Below are 15,320 nucleotides of genomic sequence, written 5' to 3' on the forward strand. Positions count from 1 at the left end.
TTATAAGTAATAATTCATCTCTAGCAGCCCGTTTTAAGCATCAACTCAAAATCTTTTAAAGCCGCGGCTGCTGTGGCTAAAGGCGCAGATGCCCCTCCACTGACAACAAATTCCCCCATTTCTTGCGTTAACGCCCGAATGCATTTATTGGAACCTTGCAGATGAGCAAAAGGATGATTTGCTGAAACTAAACGTAATTCAACACCGGTTTGAATTTGCTGATTCTTAATATGAATAAAACCGACCAGACGAGGAATTACATTTTCTTTTTTCCAATCACGAATATGATCGGCAGTCACATGACTAATTCCTTGTCTTGGAATATCTTGAATTTTTACATCAGCCCCCAAAACAGTATTGGCTAGTATCGTAATTTTGGCAGCAGTATCCCATCCATCTACTTCGAAAGAGCTGTCAGGTTCTGCAATACCTTTTGCTTGAGCTTTTTCAAGAGATTCTGCAAACGCACATTCATGTTGCAACATATCATTCAAAATAAAATTCGTGGTGCCTGTAAACACACCTTCTATTTCTAAAATTTGGCAGCCAGCTAAGTTATATTCAAACAAATCAACAGTTGGTAAGGCAGCAGCTGTTGCACCGCTAAAAAATAGTTTTTTATTGTGCTGAGGTGCCAAGTTAACTAATTTTTTACCATCTACGACTAAAGCACCTTTAGATACCGCAATCGCATTCATGCTATGTGTTAAAGCATAATCTAAATAAAATAGGCCTTTTCCACCTGTTACATAGTCACTTGGCCCTGTCTCAATAATGACATCTGCTTGAACCTGTTCTAAAAACTTTTGCTCAGTTAGGCCTGCTTGATATTGTGTTTTATCTAGCCACTTTGAAGCTTGTAAACCTTCTTGATCAATTAAGCCTGACGATGAGTTACAGACACCCACTAAACGGGCATCAATTTGATATTTTTGTTTATAGTAGGTCGTTCGATTTAAAAGGAGCTCTGCAATTTGTTGTCCAATCCGTCCAAAACCGCAAATTGCCAAGTTAACTCGCTTCATATCACTTTCTCAAAAATTTATATGGTTTAAATCAAATTTCCAAAGAGAATTTTAACATCTCGTCTTTGGAAAATTGCTAACTACAGAGATAGTTAAAATACTATATTACTTAGATATTTGTTAGATTAACTATCTTAATGACCATATAAATTGCGACAGCAAAAACCATTAAAGCAAAGACTTTTTGCACAATTGCAGACGGAATAAAACGAATAGCTCTGCGCCCTAATAACATACCAACTGCACATGCGAGCGCAAACGCACTAGTAATGCCTACTGGATAGTGAAAACCCTCTGCAATATGCATCACAATACTCATTCCACTGATGAGAAAAATAATCATAAGTGAGGTTGCTACAATGCTATGCATATCCAAATTTGTGACTTTTCTAAGCGCTGGCACAATTACAAAGCCGCCACCCACACCAAGCATCCCAGTTAAAAGCCCCGCAATAATTCCAATGCCCGCAAGTACACCACCAGTTTTAAAATTCCAGATAAAGCGTCCTGTACTTGGATTGACCTGACACGGCGGGTTATGAAAATCTGATACTCGGTTACTGATAAGTCGATAGCCCACTGTAAACATGACTAAGCTGAACATTAACATGAGCCAAACAGGTGAAATCGCGTTGGCTATTAAAATGCCGATATGTGCCATAGGAGCACCAATTAAGGCAATCCAGATCGCAGCACGATAACGAACAATCTTTTTAAATAAGCCTTCAATGGTTCCAATGAGTGTAGATAGCGCAACCGCCAATAACCCAATCGGCGCAGCTTGAGCCACGCTCCAGCCTTGACTGGTCATAAGCGCGGGTACAGCAAGAATACCCCCACCTGCACCAGTAAGACCAAGTAAAAAGCCAATCACGATGCCTTCAACGACAAGTAATAACATATCAAAAGCCTAAAATTGCATATACATCATTTGCAGTAGACTGCTGGTTAATGAGTGAGTAGATCTCGTTTTCTTGCGAAGCTTTAGTCGCTTCTCAGGACAAAGCGTTGCTTTACTTATCCTCTTCCACTCGAACATAGTTCTCGTCTTCTTGCGAAGCTTTAACCGCTTCTCAGGGCAAAGCGTTGCTTTACTTATCCTCGCTCAGGTTTGACCATCCACTCGCGGCCTTTAAGCATGCCTTGCCAATAAATCGGTGGTAAAATCTGTTCTTTAAGTAGCCAAGCCAAACGAGATGGCTTTTGCCCATCAATTATCCATTTCGGAAAACTTGGAAGTAATTTGCCGCCGTAGCCAAACTCAGCCAGAACGATTTTTCCACGCTCTACGGTGAGTGGACATGAGCCATAGCCGTTGTATTCACATAAATTTTGCTCACCGTTCAGTTGTGCGAGAACATTTACTGCAACGATCGGAGCTTGTGCTCGTGCCGCAGCAGCAGTTTTGGCATTAGGTGCATTCATTACATCGCCTAAAGCAAAAATATTGGCATGTTGTGTATGTTGTAGGGTTTGAGGATTCACGCTCACCCAGCCTGCTTCATCAGTGAGTGTGCTGGCACGAATAAAGTCTGGGGCTTGTTGCGGTGGAACAACATGCAACATATCGAAATCAGTCTCGACCAATGCTGTATTTTCATTGTTCACTACCTTAAACCATGCTTTTTTTGCAGGCCCATCTACTTTGACAAGTTGATGGTTAAAATGCAGTTCAGAGCCATATTTTTCGACATATTGCATTAGTGCAGGTACATATTCCTTCACACCAAATAAAACAGCGCTAGTGTTATAAAAATGAATAGAGATATCTTTAAGTTTGCTTTGCTTTAACCAGTAATCGGCTGAAAGGTACATCGCTTTTTGAGGAGCACCGGCACACTTAATCGGCATAGGTGGTTGGGTAAAGATTGCCTTTCCACCGTTTAGCTGTTGCACCAGTTCCCATGTATACGGCGCCAAGTCATATCGATAGTTAGACGTCACCCCATTTTTACCTAAAGTTTCGACTAAGCCTTCAATGCCATGCCAATTTAGTTTTAAACCAGGACAGACGACTAAGGCTTTATATTGAATGGGTTGGCATCCTTCCAAAATAACTTGATTATGCTCAGGATCGAATCCGGCAACTGCTGCTTTCATCCACTTCACTTTTGAAGGAACCACACTTGCCATTGAGCGTGCGGTTACTTGTGGTTTGAAAATACCGCCACCGACCATGGTCCAGCCCGGTTGATAATAATGGGTATCTGCCGGATCAATAATCACAATATCTAAATGAGGTTCACGACATAAAAGACTAGACGCTACAGAAATTCCTGCTGCTCCGGCGCCCACAATCACAACGCTATAACAAGGAATTGTCGCTGGTTCATGATCACGTTTTAAAATACGTGGCACTAAGCCTTTTAAGTTAAAACCAAGTTTGTTACCTGCTTCTACTAACAGTGCTGCATCTTGTGGAGCAACTTCAGCCAAAGCCCATAAACTGATTGCACGCATACCAGAACGGCAATACGCTAAAACGGGCTTCTGAGCATTCTGATAAAGCTGCTTAAACTCGACAACTTGTTGGTCGGTAATTTTGCCACTGATAACAGGCTGATAGATTACGTTTAGGCCATGTCGCTGAGCTGCTTCTTCAATTTCAATCACATTGGGTTGATCTGCACCTTCTCCATCTGGACGGTTACATATAAGAGTTTTTATTCCTTGGCCTGCAATTTTTGCAATATCGTTGGCAGTAATCTGGCCAGCAACATAAAAATCTTGATTAACTCGTTTAAGTTCCATATTGCCACCTTATAATTGTGAAATTGAGCCGCAAGCCTGATTGGCAGGAAGTGCTTTATCGATTTGTTTTGGATATGGCAGGTTTAAGTTATTCATCAATTTAATAAAATCTTCTCGTGAGCGATTCTGACCTAAACGTGAGTTATTTAAACGTTCATTACCAATTGTTGAAGACAGGCGACCTTTGTAATCGTGTCCCGGATACACAATAGTGTCGTCAGGTAGGCTAAAAAGTTGTCTATGAATACTGTCATAAAGTGTGCCCGCACTACCTTGCTGGAAATCGGTTCGACCGCAGCCGTCAATTAATAATGCATCACCAGTGAAAATCATGTTTTCAACTAAATAACTCGTACAAGCATTGGTATGACCTGGTGTATAACGTGCTTCAATACTGAGGTTGCCAACTTTAAGCATGCAACCATGAGTAATTAAAATGTCTCCGCAACTTACTTCTGAGTTTCGATGTAAAACCGATTTGCAATGGAAACGTTCGCGAAGTAAATCTGCAGCGGTAATATGGTCTGCATGAACATGAGTATCTAAGGTATAGATGAGTGTAAATTGATGCTGCTCTAATTCTTTTGCATAAATCTCTATATCTGATGCAACTGGGTCAATTAAAACAGCCCCTCGTGTTTCTTCACACCCAAGCATATATGTATAAGTCGAACTTTCTTTTTCAAAAAACTGCTTAAAGAACATGATTTATACCCTAATAGTTTATTTCTTTCCTATATTTTGCAAATAAGATGCCAATTATTTGAAATTAAATAATAAATATAAAAATCAAATATTTAAAACAATAAGTTGAATTAAATTTAGAAAACAAACTCAACTTGATGTTCCTTTGAAACTCAAGTATGTTTCAATGAAACGATTGTGAAACACATGAAATGGCAAAGTTAAATTTTGAGTCAGAACAAGATTTTTTTATTTTATTTGAGCAATTAAAAGCTTTATTCCCAAATGCGAGTCTGTTTTTAGCAGACACAACGACTCAAGCAATTCACTATAAATTTAATACAGATGACATTTCTGTAGAGAACATGGCAGCGCTTATTCAAGATCATCATAATCAGTATCTTGAAATTAATACTCCTAAAATGAGAAAGCGATTTATCTATCAAGAACATGATATTTACATCGCAGAGCATCGCATTATCGGGAAATTGCATATTTTACAGCCCGTTAGCATAGAGAATGATATTGCTGATCAAGGAGAGCTAACAGAACAATTGGAAGACTTGGCTAAAGTTTTTAATAGTTGTTCACCAGAAATGACTCGCATGTTTTCAATTATTCAAAGAGTGGCAATTACTGAGTTTCCTGTGCTCGTCCGCGGCGAATCTGGTAGTGGTAAAGAACTTGTGGCAAAAGCAATTCATGATTATAGCCAACGTAAAAATAAGATTTTTGTAGCGATTAACTGTGCAGCTTTAAATTCTAATATTTTAGAGAGTGAACTCTTTGGGCATGTGAAAGGTGCTTTTACGGGAGCAATTCGTGACCATAAAGGCGTTTTTGAACGTGCCGCAGGTGGAACACTGTTTCTAGATGAAATTGCCGAGATTCCTTTAGAGCTTCAAGCTAAATTATTAAGGGTGTTAGAAACAGGTGAATTTACTCCTGTAGGTGGTGAAAAACCAATTCAAGCCAATGTCCGTATTATCACTGCAACGCATAAGGCGCTACGCGAAGAGGCTAAGGCTGGGCGTTTCCGTCATGATTTACTCTACCGTTTGCGTGTGATTCCAATTTTTATACCACCACTCAGAGAGCGGAAAGTCGATATTCCTCTCATTGTCGATCAGATTTTAAAAGAGAGCTCAACTCAACTCGACACCATGCCTCGTCATGTCAATCAAAAAGCCATGCAAGTTCTTTTAAATTATGACTGGCCAGGAAATGTTCGTGAGCTTAAAAACACCCTTCTTTATGCTTTAACCATGGCAAATGGTAAAGATGAAATTGAAGTCGAAGACTTACCAAATGAACTCTTAAATGCGGAGGATTACGTTAAATTACCCGAGACAAATACAGAGCTTAGTCCAGAAAATGTACAAGCAGCTTTAGAAAAATATAACCATAACTTGAATATGGTCGCGAATATTTTTGGTATTAGCCGTACTACTCTTTGGCGATACAGACAAAAGCATAAGCTTTAGCTAGGTATTTAGCTCATCTAAGGCGTATCATATTGTACTTGGTTAGGTTCGTTAGTTCAAAGGCTTTATATGATTGTCCGTGATAAAAGCAATGTATTTAAATTATTATTTGCTTGGAAAGGAACAATTTTGCCGAAGGTTTTGCCTGCACTGAGTTTTGTTGTACTTATTTCAGCATGTGTGGTCTGGCTCTCTTATTATCATTGGATTCAAATTCCTACCGTACCCGCGATCGGATTTACCATCTTTGGTGTGATTCTTTCGATTTGTACGGGTTTTCGAAATAATGCGTGTTATGACCGATGGTGGGAAGGTCGCAAACTTTGGGGTGCACTAATTGCCAATGCTAGACATATTGTTAGAGATAGCCATGTTCTAACCAATGAACAACGTGAACATTTAATTCATCAGGTCTTAATTTTTAGTAATTTACTGCGTGATCGTTTACGTCAACAAACAGTCGAACCCACAAAATTTCTTGAACATGCCTATTTAAATAATTCTTCACTTAATTATTTAAATGAGCATATTAATGCCCCTCAGTTTGTACTCGAAAATATTCAAAAAGATTTAGTTAAAATACTAAAAGACGGCGAAATTAGTGACATTATCTATAGCACGCTAAATCGACATATTATTGAGCTAGGCAATATTCAAGCGGGTTGTGACCGTATTGCTGGGACACCTTTACCCTACTCATATTCAGTACTTTTACATCGCGCTGTTTATTGTTTCTGTTTCATATTACCGTTTAGCCTTGAAGCAGCTTTAGGTATTTGGACACCGCTTATTGTTGGCTTAATCGCTTATATGTTTTTAGGGCTAGATGCTTTAAGTGCTCAAATTGAAGAACCTTTTGGTTTACAAGAAAACGATTTACCGCTCGATTCAATTGTGCGTTTGATTGAAAGAGAGTCTCTAAGCTCTTTAGGACAGCCATTACCCCCTATTATTGAAGCCCAAAACAACAATTTACTTTAATAAAAAAGAGCAAATCATCGCTCTTTTTTTATAGGCTTAAGTGTCTATTTATGGATGTACGATAATCTTAACGGCGGATTCATTGTTATGAATTAAGGTTTCAAAACCTTGTGAAATCAAATCATCCAGTTGAATGCGCTGCGTAATAAAAGGTTCAAGATTTATTTTACCTTCTTCAACCAGTTTAATAGTCTCCTCATGGTCATTTACATAGGCAATAGTGCCTCGTACATCAAGCTCTTTCATTACTACACTATGCACATTAATTGATGCTGGATGGCTCCAAATCGAAACAATAACTATAACTCCTGTTGGTTTCACTGCCGCAACCAAAGTATCTAATACCTTGTTAACGCTACTACATTCAAACGCGACATCGACACCATCACCATTAGTAATTTTCATGACCTCAGAAACAACATCAACTTCTGACGGGTCTAAAATATAATCTGCAACTCCCGACTCTTTGGCTTTTTCTTTACGTTTGGCACTTAGTTCGGTAATGATGACCTTAAGACCTTTGGCTTTTAAAATTGCCGAAAGCAACAAACCAATGGGGCCTGCACCACCAACCAGTGCAATATCACCAGCCTTTGCACCACTGCGCACATAGGCATGATGACCTACCGATAACGGTTCAATTAGTGCCGCCTGATCTAGCGGAATTTTATTGGAAATTGGATGCACCCAACGGCGTTTAACCGCAATTTTCTCCGATAATCCACCGCCACGTCCGCCTAAACCAATAAAGTTCATATTTTTGGAAAGATGATAATTATCGCCCGGTCCAGTCGGCACATCATCGGACACAATATAAGGCTCTACGACGACATGCTGACCAATTTCAATATCATCAACACCTTTACCTACAGCATAGACGACACCTGAAAACTCATGGCCCATAGTAATCGGTGCAGATTCGCCTGAAATAGGATGCGGATGTCCACACGGGGGAATAAAAATTGGCCCTTCCATAAACTCATGTAAATCTGTACCACAGATTCCACACCAAGCCACCTTAATGCCTACAGTGCCGGGAGTGACTTCTGGTTCAGGGATATCTTCAATGCGAATATCGCCTCTGTCATAAAAACGCGCTGCTTTCATTATTATCTCCCTCAAATCAGGATGTTGTTTTAGCGATAGACAATGCCGCCGTCCGTTAAAATGGATTGACCCGTAATATAGTCCGAATCATTACTTGCCAGAAAAGCAACTAATGCGGCTACATCGTCTGGTGTTTGGGCTCTACCTAAAGCAATACCTTCCACATACTTTTTATAAGTTTCACCAATTGCGGCACCGGTAATTTCAGCAAAACGTTTATCGATTTCAACCCACATATCAGTTCCGACAATTCCGGGGCAATATCCATTTACCGTAATACCGTGACTGGCATATTCTTTTGCCGCAGCTTGGGTAAGTGCTCGTACCGCAAATTTGGTTGCCGAGTAAATACCGAGTAAAGCAAACCCATCGTGGCCTGCAATTGAGCAAGCATTAATGATTTTTCCTTTATGTTGACGTTGCTTAAATTTTGCAGCAGCAGCCTGTATTCCCCACAGCACGCCGCCAATATTAATATCAACAATTTTTTGGAATTCATCAGGTGTGATATCCGCAATCGCTTGTACTTGTGCAATTCCAGCGTTATTAATCATGACATCAAACCCACCAAGTGTCTGCTCAGCATGATTTATAGCGGCATACACTTGCTCGCGGTCACTTACATTAGCAATAAATATGCTCGCATTTACACCTAAAGCTTGAATTTCCTGCTGCACATCGTTCAGTTGATCTTGTTTCATATCAACTAAAGCAATATGTGCTCCTTCTTGCGCCAAGCGCAGGGCAATCCCACGGCCAATGCCTTGAGCTGCCCCAGTCACTAAAACGACTTTATTTTTTAATCCCTTAACCATGTTCAACTCCTGTAAATTTAGAATTTCTACATATGAATCGCTCGTTGCATTGAAGCCAAAATGGATTCATGCATGGCTTCTGATAATGTTGGATGTGGGAAAATCACTTGAGCTAAACTTTCATCAGTTGCTTCTAGATATTTCGCAATCGCAAAGCCTTGAATATGTTCGGTCACTTCATGACCCACCATATGTGCACCAAGTAATTCACCCGTTTCTGCATGTATCACCGTTTTAACGAAACCTGACGCATCTCCAATTGCCAAAGCTTTACCATTTGCAGTTAAAGAAAACTTACCGATTCGTATAGGTAGATTCTGAGCTTTTGCTGCATTTTCCGTTAAACCAATACTCGCCACTTGTGGATGTGTAAAAATACAACCCGGTATCTGGCTACGATCGAGTGAATGGACGTTTGCTACACCAGCGATTTTCTCGACACATATCATGGCTTCATGGCTTGCTTTATGGGCAAGACACGGTGCACCAGCCACATCACCGATGGCATAAAGCCCTGCTACATTGGTTTTACAATAGTCATCAATTGCCACAAAACCTTGTGGATTGAGTTCGACACCTAAATGTTCTAGTCCTAGCCCCGTGGCATTAGGCTGTACACCAATTGCCGAAAGGACACGGTCAAAAACAATCGTTTGAACGTCATTTGCCGTTTCAATCACACAGTGAACTTGACCATTTACAATTTGAATACTTTGAACGACAGCATCAGTTAAGACTTTCATTCCTTTTTGTTCAAACTGCTTTCTGACAAATTGAGCAACTTCTGCATCTTCGGTTGGTAAAATCTGCTTGGCTAAATCAATAAGCGTGACCTGACACCCCAAGTCTTGATAAAGGCTAGCAAACTCACTACCAATTGCACCTGAGCCCACAACCAGTAAACTTTTCGGTAAATCCTCTGGCACAAGCGCTTCTTTATAGCTCCAGACGTACGTTCCATCGACAGGAAGTTGAGGAACATGTCGAGCTTTAGCTCCAGTTGCCAAAATAATATGGGGTGCGCTCAAAGCCTGACTTTTACCTTGAGCATCGGTCACTTCAATTTTTTCTTTCGCCGTAAGCTGAGCACGACCATTAAAAACAGTGACGTGATTCTTTTTTAGTAAGTAATCGATACCTTGTACTAATTGAGCTGACACTTGTCTGCTATGTTGCACAAGCTTTTGAATATCAAAATCGAGTTGCGATACCTGAAAACCAAACTGTCCTGAATGTTTAAACTGTGTTGCGAGCTCTGCCCCTGCAAGCAAAGCTTTAGTGGGAATACAGCCCCAATTTAGACAAATTCCGCCTAAATGTTGCTCTTCTACAATTGCGGTTTTTAACCCGAGCTGGGCTGCACGAATTGCAGCCACATACCCACCCGGTCCCGCGCCAATCACAATTAAATCAAACTGAGCTTCTGACATGCGGGTTCTCCTACACCAAAATTAAAGCAGGGTTTTCAACAAACTGCTTAAAGCTGGCCAAGAATTTCGCCCCAACTGCGCCATCAATGACTCTGTGATCACATGACAATGTCGCTGTGACAATCTCACGAACCACTACATTGCCATTTTCGACAACAGCGCGAGATTCCGAAGCACCTAAGGCCATAATTGCACCTTGCGGTGGGTTAATAATGGCATCGAACTGTTTAATGCCTAACATTCCTAAATTTGAAATGCTAAAGCTACCACCCTGAAACTCGTCAGGTTGTAACTTGCCAGTCTTAGCACGGGTTGCCAAATCACGCATGTCATCAGAAATTTGTGCCAAAGATTTTTGATTCGCAGCTTTCACAATGGGTGTAATTAAACCGTTTGGAATCGCTACAGCCACCGAAATATCCGCTTGAGAGAACTGTAAAATTGATTGAGTCGCCTCATCAAATTGAACATTCACTTCAGGTACTTTAATCAGTGCCGCAGCAGCTGCTTTAATTAGCATGTCATTAATAGAAAGTTTGACTTGAGGAACCGTTTCATTAATCTGCTTACGTAATTTTTGCAAAGCCTCTACGTTTAGATCGACCACTAAGCGGAAATGCGGCGCATTACGTTTTGCAGCCTGTAACCGTGAAGCAATCGCTTTACGCATCCCATTCATCGCCACAGTTGTAACGGTCGATTGTGGTTGAGCTGCACATTGCACAGGTTGTTCATTTACCGACGTTGGGTTATTACGATAGTAAACTGCTTCAACATCTTCTTTACAGACGCGGCCACGAGTACCTGAAACACGGCAGTCATTTAGGTTAATGCCCCATTGTTTTGCTAAACGGCGTGCTACAGGCGTCGCTAAAATTTGGCTATCATCAGCTGTAGATTTAACCACTTTAGTTTGAGTTTGCTGCTTAACATCAGGCCATTGACCACCAGCAGCTTGTACAGCTTTCTGGATGTCTTGAACACTAATACGTCCTTCACGACCAGAACCTGTGACTTTTGCCAAGTTCACATTGTGCTTTTCTGCAAGCTTTAACGCATGCGGTGTTGTAAACAACTCATCAGATGCTTGATAGCCTTGTAATGACTCGGGTACAGCGTAGTCACCTTTAGCAGTCTTTACTGGAACTGAAGCACTTGCAGCTACAGGCTGTGGCTGTTCTGCCTTTTCAGTAACAGGTGCAAATGTTTCCGCTTTACTTTGCTCCGAAGGTGTTTCAGGGGCTTTAGCTGCTGAACCACCTAGTGATGCAATAAACTGCTCAATTTCTGCATCAGAAATTTCACTATCAGCACATACCGCAATAAGACCACCAACAGGTAAAGTATCACCATCTTTCGCTAAAATTTTACGGAGCGTTCCTGCAAAAGGCGCTTCTAATACATTGACGATTTTTGTGGTTTCAATTTCACAAATTTCATCGCCTTTATTAAAGCTATCGCCTTCTTTAATCAACCATTGGGCAATCGTGCCTTCTTCCATGGATAATCCCCATTTCGGGATCTCCAGCGTTTTAATTTCGCTCATCCTAAGCCTCCAATGTTTTTCGCACAGCTTGCTCAATACGCTCTACACTTGGAATCCATTCTTTTTCTAAAACCGGAGAGAATGGAACAGGCGTATGTGGTGGCGTTACGAGTTCAACAGGTGCTTTTAAATAGTGGAAACCTTTTTGCGCGATCAGTGCAGCCACATCATGACCAAAGCCACAGCGTGCTGCTGATTCATCCACAATAACCACACGCCCAGTTGATGCAACAGACTCTAAAATTCCTTCTTCATCCAGAGGTGAAATTGTGCGAGGGTCTACCACTTCAACCGAAATGCCATCTTTTGCCAATTTGTCTGCTACTTCATTGGCACGGTGTACCATCAACCCTAAAGCAATAATGGTCACGTCTGTCCCTTCACGGGTGTAATTTGCTACACCAAAAGGAATGGTATAGGCAGCATCTGGAACTTCGCCTTTAATGTCATAGAGCATTTTATGCTCACAGAACACCACAGGGTCGTCATCACGAATGGCCTGAATTAATAGCCCTTTCACATCATATGGGCTAGATGGAACCACAACTTTTAAGCCTGGAACCGCGGCAAATACGTTATATGGTGACTGAGAATGCTGAGCTGCCGCAGAAAAACCTGCGCCAATCATGCCACGTACAACCATTGGCGCTTTTGCTTTTCCGCCAAACATATAACGGAATTTAGCGGCTTGGTTATAAAGCATGTCATGACACACGCCATAGAAATCCATAAACATTAAATCAGCAACAGGACGTAAACCTGTTGCAGCCGCACCGGCGGCCATACCGATAATTGCAGACTCGGTAATTGGTGTATCAATCACACGTTCTGAACCAAACTCCGTCCATAAACCTTTGGTTACACCAAGTACCCCACCGAAGCCTTCAAGCTCGTTCTCTTCGGTATTTTTACCGCCGTGCCCACCACGAACATCTTCACCAACAACAAATACGGTTGGATCACGACGCATTTCTGATTCAATGGCTTCTTTAATTGCATTACGAAAACTTTTATTTGGCATCTTTACTATTCCTTTAGTAAGAGACATAGACGTCAGTAAGGAGTTGTTCTGGTTTTGGATAAGCCGCAGCACGAGCTTTAGCAACGGCGTCATCAACATTCGCCTTAGAAGCTGCATCAATCTCGTCTAACTTAGCTTCATCAATTTTGCCTTTAACTTTCTCTCGGAAAATTTTCAAAGGATCTTTATTTTCTTTGATGAACTCGACTTCTTCTTTAGAGCGAATCAAGCCAGGATCACCTTCGAAGTGGCCATAAAAACGGTTTGTAATGGTTTCAATAACACTCGGACCTTCACCACGACGTGCACGTTCAATGGCAGTTTGAGCAGCTTCATAGACGGCAAAGAAATCGGTCCCATCAACTTTAACTGCAGGTAAACCAAAACCTGCTGCACGACCAGCAATGTCCTTGCTTCCTACAGCGTAATCATGACCAGTCCCCTCACCAAAACCGTTATTTTCGAAAACGAAAATTACTGGAAGTTTAAGTACAACAGCCATGTTCATCGCTTCAAAAGTAAGGCCTTGGTTTGAACCACCATCGCCTGTAAAAGAAAGTCCGACACCACCAGTCTTTAAGGTTTTCGCTGTCAACGCCGCACCAATGGCTAAAGGAGGTCCACCACCCACAATCCCGTTGGCACCGAGCATACCTTTATCTAAATCGGCAATATGCATAGAACCGCCTTTTCCACGACATAGCCCGTCATCTTTACCGAAAATTTCCAGCATCATGGCGTGAATGTCACAGCCTTTTGCAATACAGTGTCCATGTCCACGGTGTGTTGAAGTGATATAGTCTTTGTCGGTTAAATTTTCGCAAATCCCGACTGCTACAGCTTCTTCACCACTGTATAAGTGAATAAAGCCAGGAATATCACCATTGGTATTTTCTTCGTGAAGTCGATCCTCAAATTCACGAATATCGCGCATGCGTTTATATGCTGCGAGTAATTGCTCTTCCGTTAATTGCATATCCTTTTCCTTTATTATCTTGATTATTAAAAATCAACCAAGTTTCAGCGAGAGTTATATATTTCGCTATAAATAATAAAGCTCAATTTAATTTAATATGCTATTAGACTAAAAAGTTTCAAATGGTTTTTATGGTTATTATTTTTTATTTTTCAAGAACTTGTACAGCAAAAATAAAATTAAAAAATTTTAATACATTTCATTAGCTTGTGAAACAAACCTTTAACCAACCTTTATTAATTTATAATATTAGCTGTGTACTACGCTCATTAATAAACTCCATATTCTTTATTTAAATTATAAGGATTTTTATTATATAGAGTCTAGTTGAAAATTATTTAATATAAAATGGAATTTTATATATGGACTTAAAAAGGCAAATAGAAACTGGTATTAAATTAAGAGGAGCGGATAAAGTTGCTCGCATTCCGATTAAAATTTTACCTACAGAAGAGTTACCGACTAAACCGGATTGGATTAGAGCCAAAATAACCGATTTTGAAGAAATTAACCGCATAAAAAATTTGCTACGCCAACAGAAGTTACACAGTGTTTGCGAAGAAGCGGCGTGTCCAAATTTACCGGAATGTTTTGGTGGAGGTACGGCAACATTTATGATTATGGGCGATATTTGTACTCGTCGCTGCCCATTTTGTGATGTCGCTCATGGCCGTCCAAAACCGCTAGATGAAGATGAACCTAAGCATCTTGCAGAAACAGTCAAAAATCTAAATTTAAAGTATGTCGTGATTACCTCTGTAGACCGTGATGATCTGCATGATGGCGGCGCTGCACATTTTGTAAAGTGTATTGAAGAAATTAGGAAACGTTGTCCAGAAACATTGATTGAGATTTTAGTACCAGATTTTCGTGGTCGTTTAGAGACGGCGCTTTCGACTTTGAGCTTATCGCCTCCCGATGTGTTTAATCATAATATTGAGACCGTTCCTCGTTTATATAAAGCGATGCGCCCCGGTTCAGATTATCAACATTCACTAGAGTTACTTAAACGCTTTAAAGCATATTGTCCCGATATCAAAACCAAGTCTGGCCTGATGGTTGGATTAGGAGAAATAGAGGCTGAAGTGCTTGCCCTACTCAACGATTTAAAAGACTATCAAGTCGATCTTGTCACGATTGGTCAATATCTTCAGCCTTCAAAATCACATGCGCCTATTCATCGGTTTGTAAATTTACAAGAATTTGAACGATATACCCGACACGGTAAGCGATTAGGTTTTAAAAATATTTGGAGTGGACCTATGGTTCGTTCTAGCTATTTTGCTGATCGACAATATTTCGGAGAAGAAGTGCCAAAGCCTTTTAGCCGACAAGATGTCTTATCTTAATGATTAGGCAATTAACAAAACTTATCCAATAGGATAATGGTCAAGCCTTATGAAATTATTTAAGGTAAGGAGATAACTAGGAAATAGTCACAATAAGAAAGTTATAACTATTGAGCGGCTAAGGATACGCCATTTCAATGATAAAGGAATT

The 15,320-nt window shown here is 40.6% G+C and carries 13 protein-coding genes; 3 read left to right on the top strand and 10 right to left on the bottom strand.

All coding sequences use genetic code 11. The features are described from left to right. Positions 1-20 precede the first annotated feature (20 nt). The 4 genes from HMPREF0013_RS07245 to HMPREF0013_RS07260 form a co-directional block, all read right to left on the bottom strand. A complete protein-coding gene (locus tag HMPREF0013_RS07245) occupies positions 21-1,025 on the bottom strand; it encodes a homoserine dehydrogenase (RefSeq protein WP_002113700.1) in 1,005 nt (334 codons plus the stop codon). 109 nt (positions 1,026-1,134) lie between these two features. Then, the gene (locus tag HMPREF0013_RS07250; protein ID WP_002113934.1) at positions 1,135-1,926 is read right to left on the bottom strand and encodes a sulfite exporter TauE/SafE family protein; all 792 of its coding nucleotides are present in this window, start codon (positions 1,924-1,926) and stop codon (positions 1,135-1,137) included. 194 nt (positions 1,927-2,120) lie between these two features. Continuing rightward, positions 2,121-3,776 (bottom strand): bifunctional protein tyrosine phosphatase family protein/NAD(P)/FAD-dependent oxidoreductase, encoded by a 1,656-nt coding sequence (locus tag HMPREF0013_RS07255; protein ID WP_002113927.1) that lies wholly within the window; start codon positions 3,774-3,776, stop codon positions 2,121-2,123. A gap of 9 nt (positions 3,777-3,785) precedes the next feature. Further along, a complete protein-coding gene (locus HMPREF0013_RS07260) occupies positions 3,786-4,481 on the bottom strand; it encodes an MBL fold metallo-hydrolase (protein ID WP_002113836.1) in 696 nt (231 codons plus the stop codon). Positions 4,482-4,672: 191 nt separating this feature from the next. Between HMPREF0013_RS07260 and HMPREF0013_RS07265 the strand changes: the two genes are divergently transcribed. Both HMPREF0013_RS07265 and HMPREF0013_RS07270 read left to right on the top strand, forming a co-directional pair. Continuing rightward, positions 4,673-5,944 carry a sigma-54 interaction domain-containing protein gene (locus HMPREF0013_RS07265; protein WP_002113519.1) on the top strand — a complete coding sequence of 424 codons (1,272 nt, stop codon included), beginning with the start codon at positions 4,673-4,675 and terminating at the stop codon, positions 5,942-5,944. A 69-nt stretch (positions 5,945-6,013) separates the two neighbouring features. After that, the gene (locus HMPREF0013_RS07270) at positions 6,014-6,925 is read left to right on the top strand and encodes a bestrophin family protein (protein WP_002113810.1); all 912 of its coding nucleotides are present in this window, start codon (positions 6,014-6,016) and stop codon (positions 6,923-6,925) included. A gap of 48 nt (positions 6,926-6,973) precedes the next feature. Here HMPREF0013_RS07270 and HMPREF0013_RS07275 read toward each other — a convergent pair whose 3' ends face one another. Genes HMPREF0013_RS07275 through HMPREF0013_RS07300 form a run of 6 tightly spaced genes read right to left on the bottom strand, consistent with a single transcriptional unit; the run spans position 6,974 to position 13,820 of the window. Next, entirely contained in the window at positions 6,974-8,032 is a 1,059-nt protein-coding gene (locus HMPREF0013_RS07275; RefSeq protein WP_002113553.1) for a 2,3-butanediol dehydrogenase, read from the bottom strand. Positions 8,033-8,061: 29 nt separating this feature from the next. Beyond that, positions 8,062-8,847 (bottom strand): acetoin reductase, encoded by a 786-nt coding sequence (locus HMPREF0013_RS07280; RefSeq protein ID WP_002113744.1) that lies wholly within the window; start codon positions 8,845-8,847, stop codon positions 8,062-8,064. Positions 8,848-8,873: 26 nt separating this feature from the next. Continuing rightward, positions 8,874-10,277, bottom strand: a complete 1,404-nt coding sequence (gene lpdA, locus HMPREF0013_RS07285) for a dihydrolipoyl dehydrogenase (RefSeq protein WP_002113563.1) — start codon at positions 10,275-10,277, stop codon at positions 8,874-8,876. A 10-nt stretch (positions 10,278-10,287) separates the two neighbouring features. Further along, positions 10,288-11,823 (bottom strand): 2-oxo acid dehydrogenase subunit E2, encoded by a 1,536-nt coding sequence (locus HMPREF0013_RS07290; RefSeq protein WP_005076132.1) that lies wholly within the window; start codon positions 11,821-11,823, stop codon positions 10,288-10,290. 1 nt (position 11,824) lies between these two features. Beyond that, positions 11,825-12,844 (bottom strand): alpha-ketoacid dehydrogenase subunit beta, encoded by a 1,020-nt coding sequence (locus HMPREF0013_RS07295; protein WP_002113812.1) that lies wholly within the window; start codon positions 12,842-12,844, stop codon positions 11,825-11,827. Between the two features lie 13 nt (positions 12,845-12,857). Next, positions 12,858-13,820: a thiamine pyrophosphate-dependent dehydrogenase E1 component subunit alpha gene (locus HMPREF0013_RS07300; RefSeq protein WP_001177517.1), complete on the bottom strand. Its 963-nt coding sequence runs from the start codon at positions 13,818-13,820 to the stop codon at positions 12,858-12,860. A gap of 362 nt (positions 13,821-14,182) precedes the next feature. Here HMPREF0013_RS07300 and lipA point away from each other — a divergent pair, with 362 nt between their 5' ends. After that, complete coding sequence (lipA, locus tag HMPREF0013_RS07305) at positions 14,183-15,169, top strand: lipoyl synthase (RefSeq protein ID WP_002113898.1); 987 nt, start codon at positions 14,183-14,185, stop codon at positions 15,167-15,169. Positions 15,170-15,320: the final 151 nt, after the last annotated feature.

Origin of the sequence: Acinetobacter sp. SH024 (assembly GCF_000163635.1) — a bacterium.
In the GTDB taxonomy this organism is placed as follows: domain Bacteria; phylum Pseudomonadota; class Gammaproteobacteria; order Pseudomonadales; family Moraxellaceae; genus Acinetobacter; species Acinetobacter pittii.

Excerpts from the sequence above, each read along its gene's own strand:
- HMPREF0013_RS07245 (WP_002113700.1), bottom strand. The coding sequence starts at position 1,025 with ATGAAGCGAGTTAACTTGGCAATTTGCGGTTTTGGACGGATTGGACAA.
- HMPREF0013_RS07250 (WP_002113934.1), bottom strand. The coding sequence starts at position 1,926 with ATGTTATTACTTGTCGTTGAAGGCATCGTGATTGGCTTTTTACTTGGT.
- HMPREF0013_RS07255 (WP_002113927.1), bottom strand. The coding sequence starts at position 3,776 with ATGGAACTTAAACGAGTTAATCAAGATTTTTATGTTGCTGGCCAGATT.
- HMPREF0013_RS07260 (WP_002113836.1), bottom strand. The coding sequence starts at position 4,481 with ATGTTCTTTAAGCAGTTTTTTGAAAAAGAAAGTTCGACTTATACATAT.
- HMPREF0013_RS07265 (WP_002113519.1), top strand. The coding sequence starts at position 4,673 with ATGGCAAAGTTAAATTTTGAGTCAGAACAAGATTTTTTTATTTTATTT.
- HMPREF0013_RS07270 (WP_002113810.1), top strand. The coding sequence starts at position 6,014 with ATGATTGTCCGTGATAAAAGCAATGTATTTAAATTATTATTTGCTTGG.
- HMPREF0013_RS07275 (WP_002113553.1), bottom strand. The coding sequence starts at position 8,032 with ATGAAAGCAGCGCGTTTTTATGACAGAGGCGATATTCGCATTGAAGAT.
- HMPREF0013_RS07280 (WP_002113744.1), bottom strand. The coding sequence starts at position 8,847 with ATGGTTAAGGGATTAAAAAATAAAGTCGTTTTAGTGACTGGGGCAGCT.
- lpdA (WP_002113563.1), bottom strand. The coding sequence starts at position 10,277 with ATGTCAGAAGCTCAGTTTGATTTAATTGTGATTGGCGCGGGACCGGGT.
- HMPREF0013_RS07290 (WP_005076132.1), bottom strand. The coding sequence starts at position 11,823 with ATGAGCGAAATTAAAACGCTGGAGATCCCGAAATGGGGATTATCCATG.
- HMPREF0013_RS07295 (WP_002113812.1), bottom strand. The coding sequence starts at position 12,844 with ATGCCAAATAAAAGTTTTCGTAATGCAATTAAAGAAGCCATTGAATCA.
- HMPREF0013_RS07300 (WP_001177517.1), bottom strand. The coding sequence starts at position 13,820 with ATGCAATTAACGGAAGAGCAATTACTCGCAGCATATAAACGCATGCGC.
- lipA (WP_002113898.1), top strand. The coding sequence starts at position 14,183 with ATGGACTTAAAAAGGCAAATAGAAACTGGTATTAAATTAAGAGGAGCG.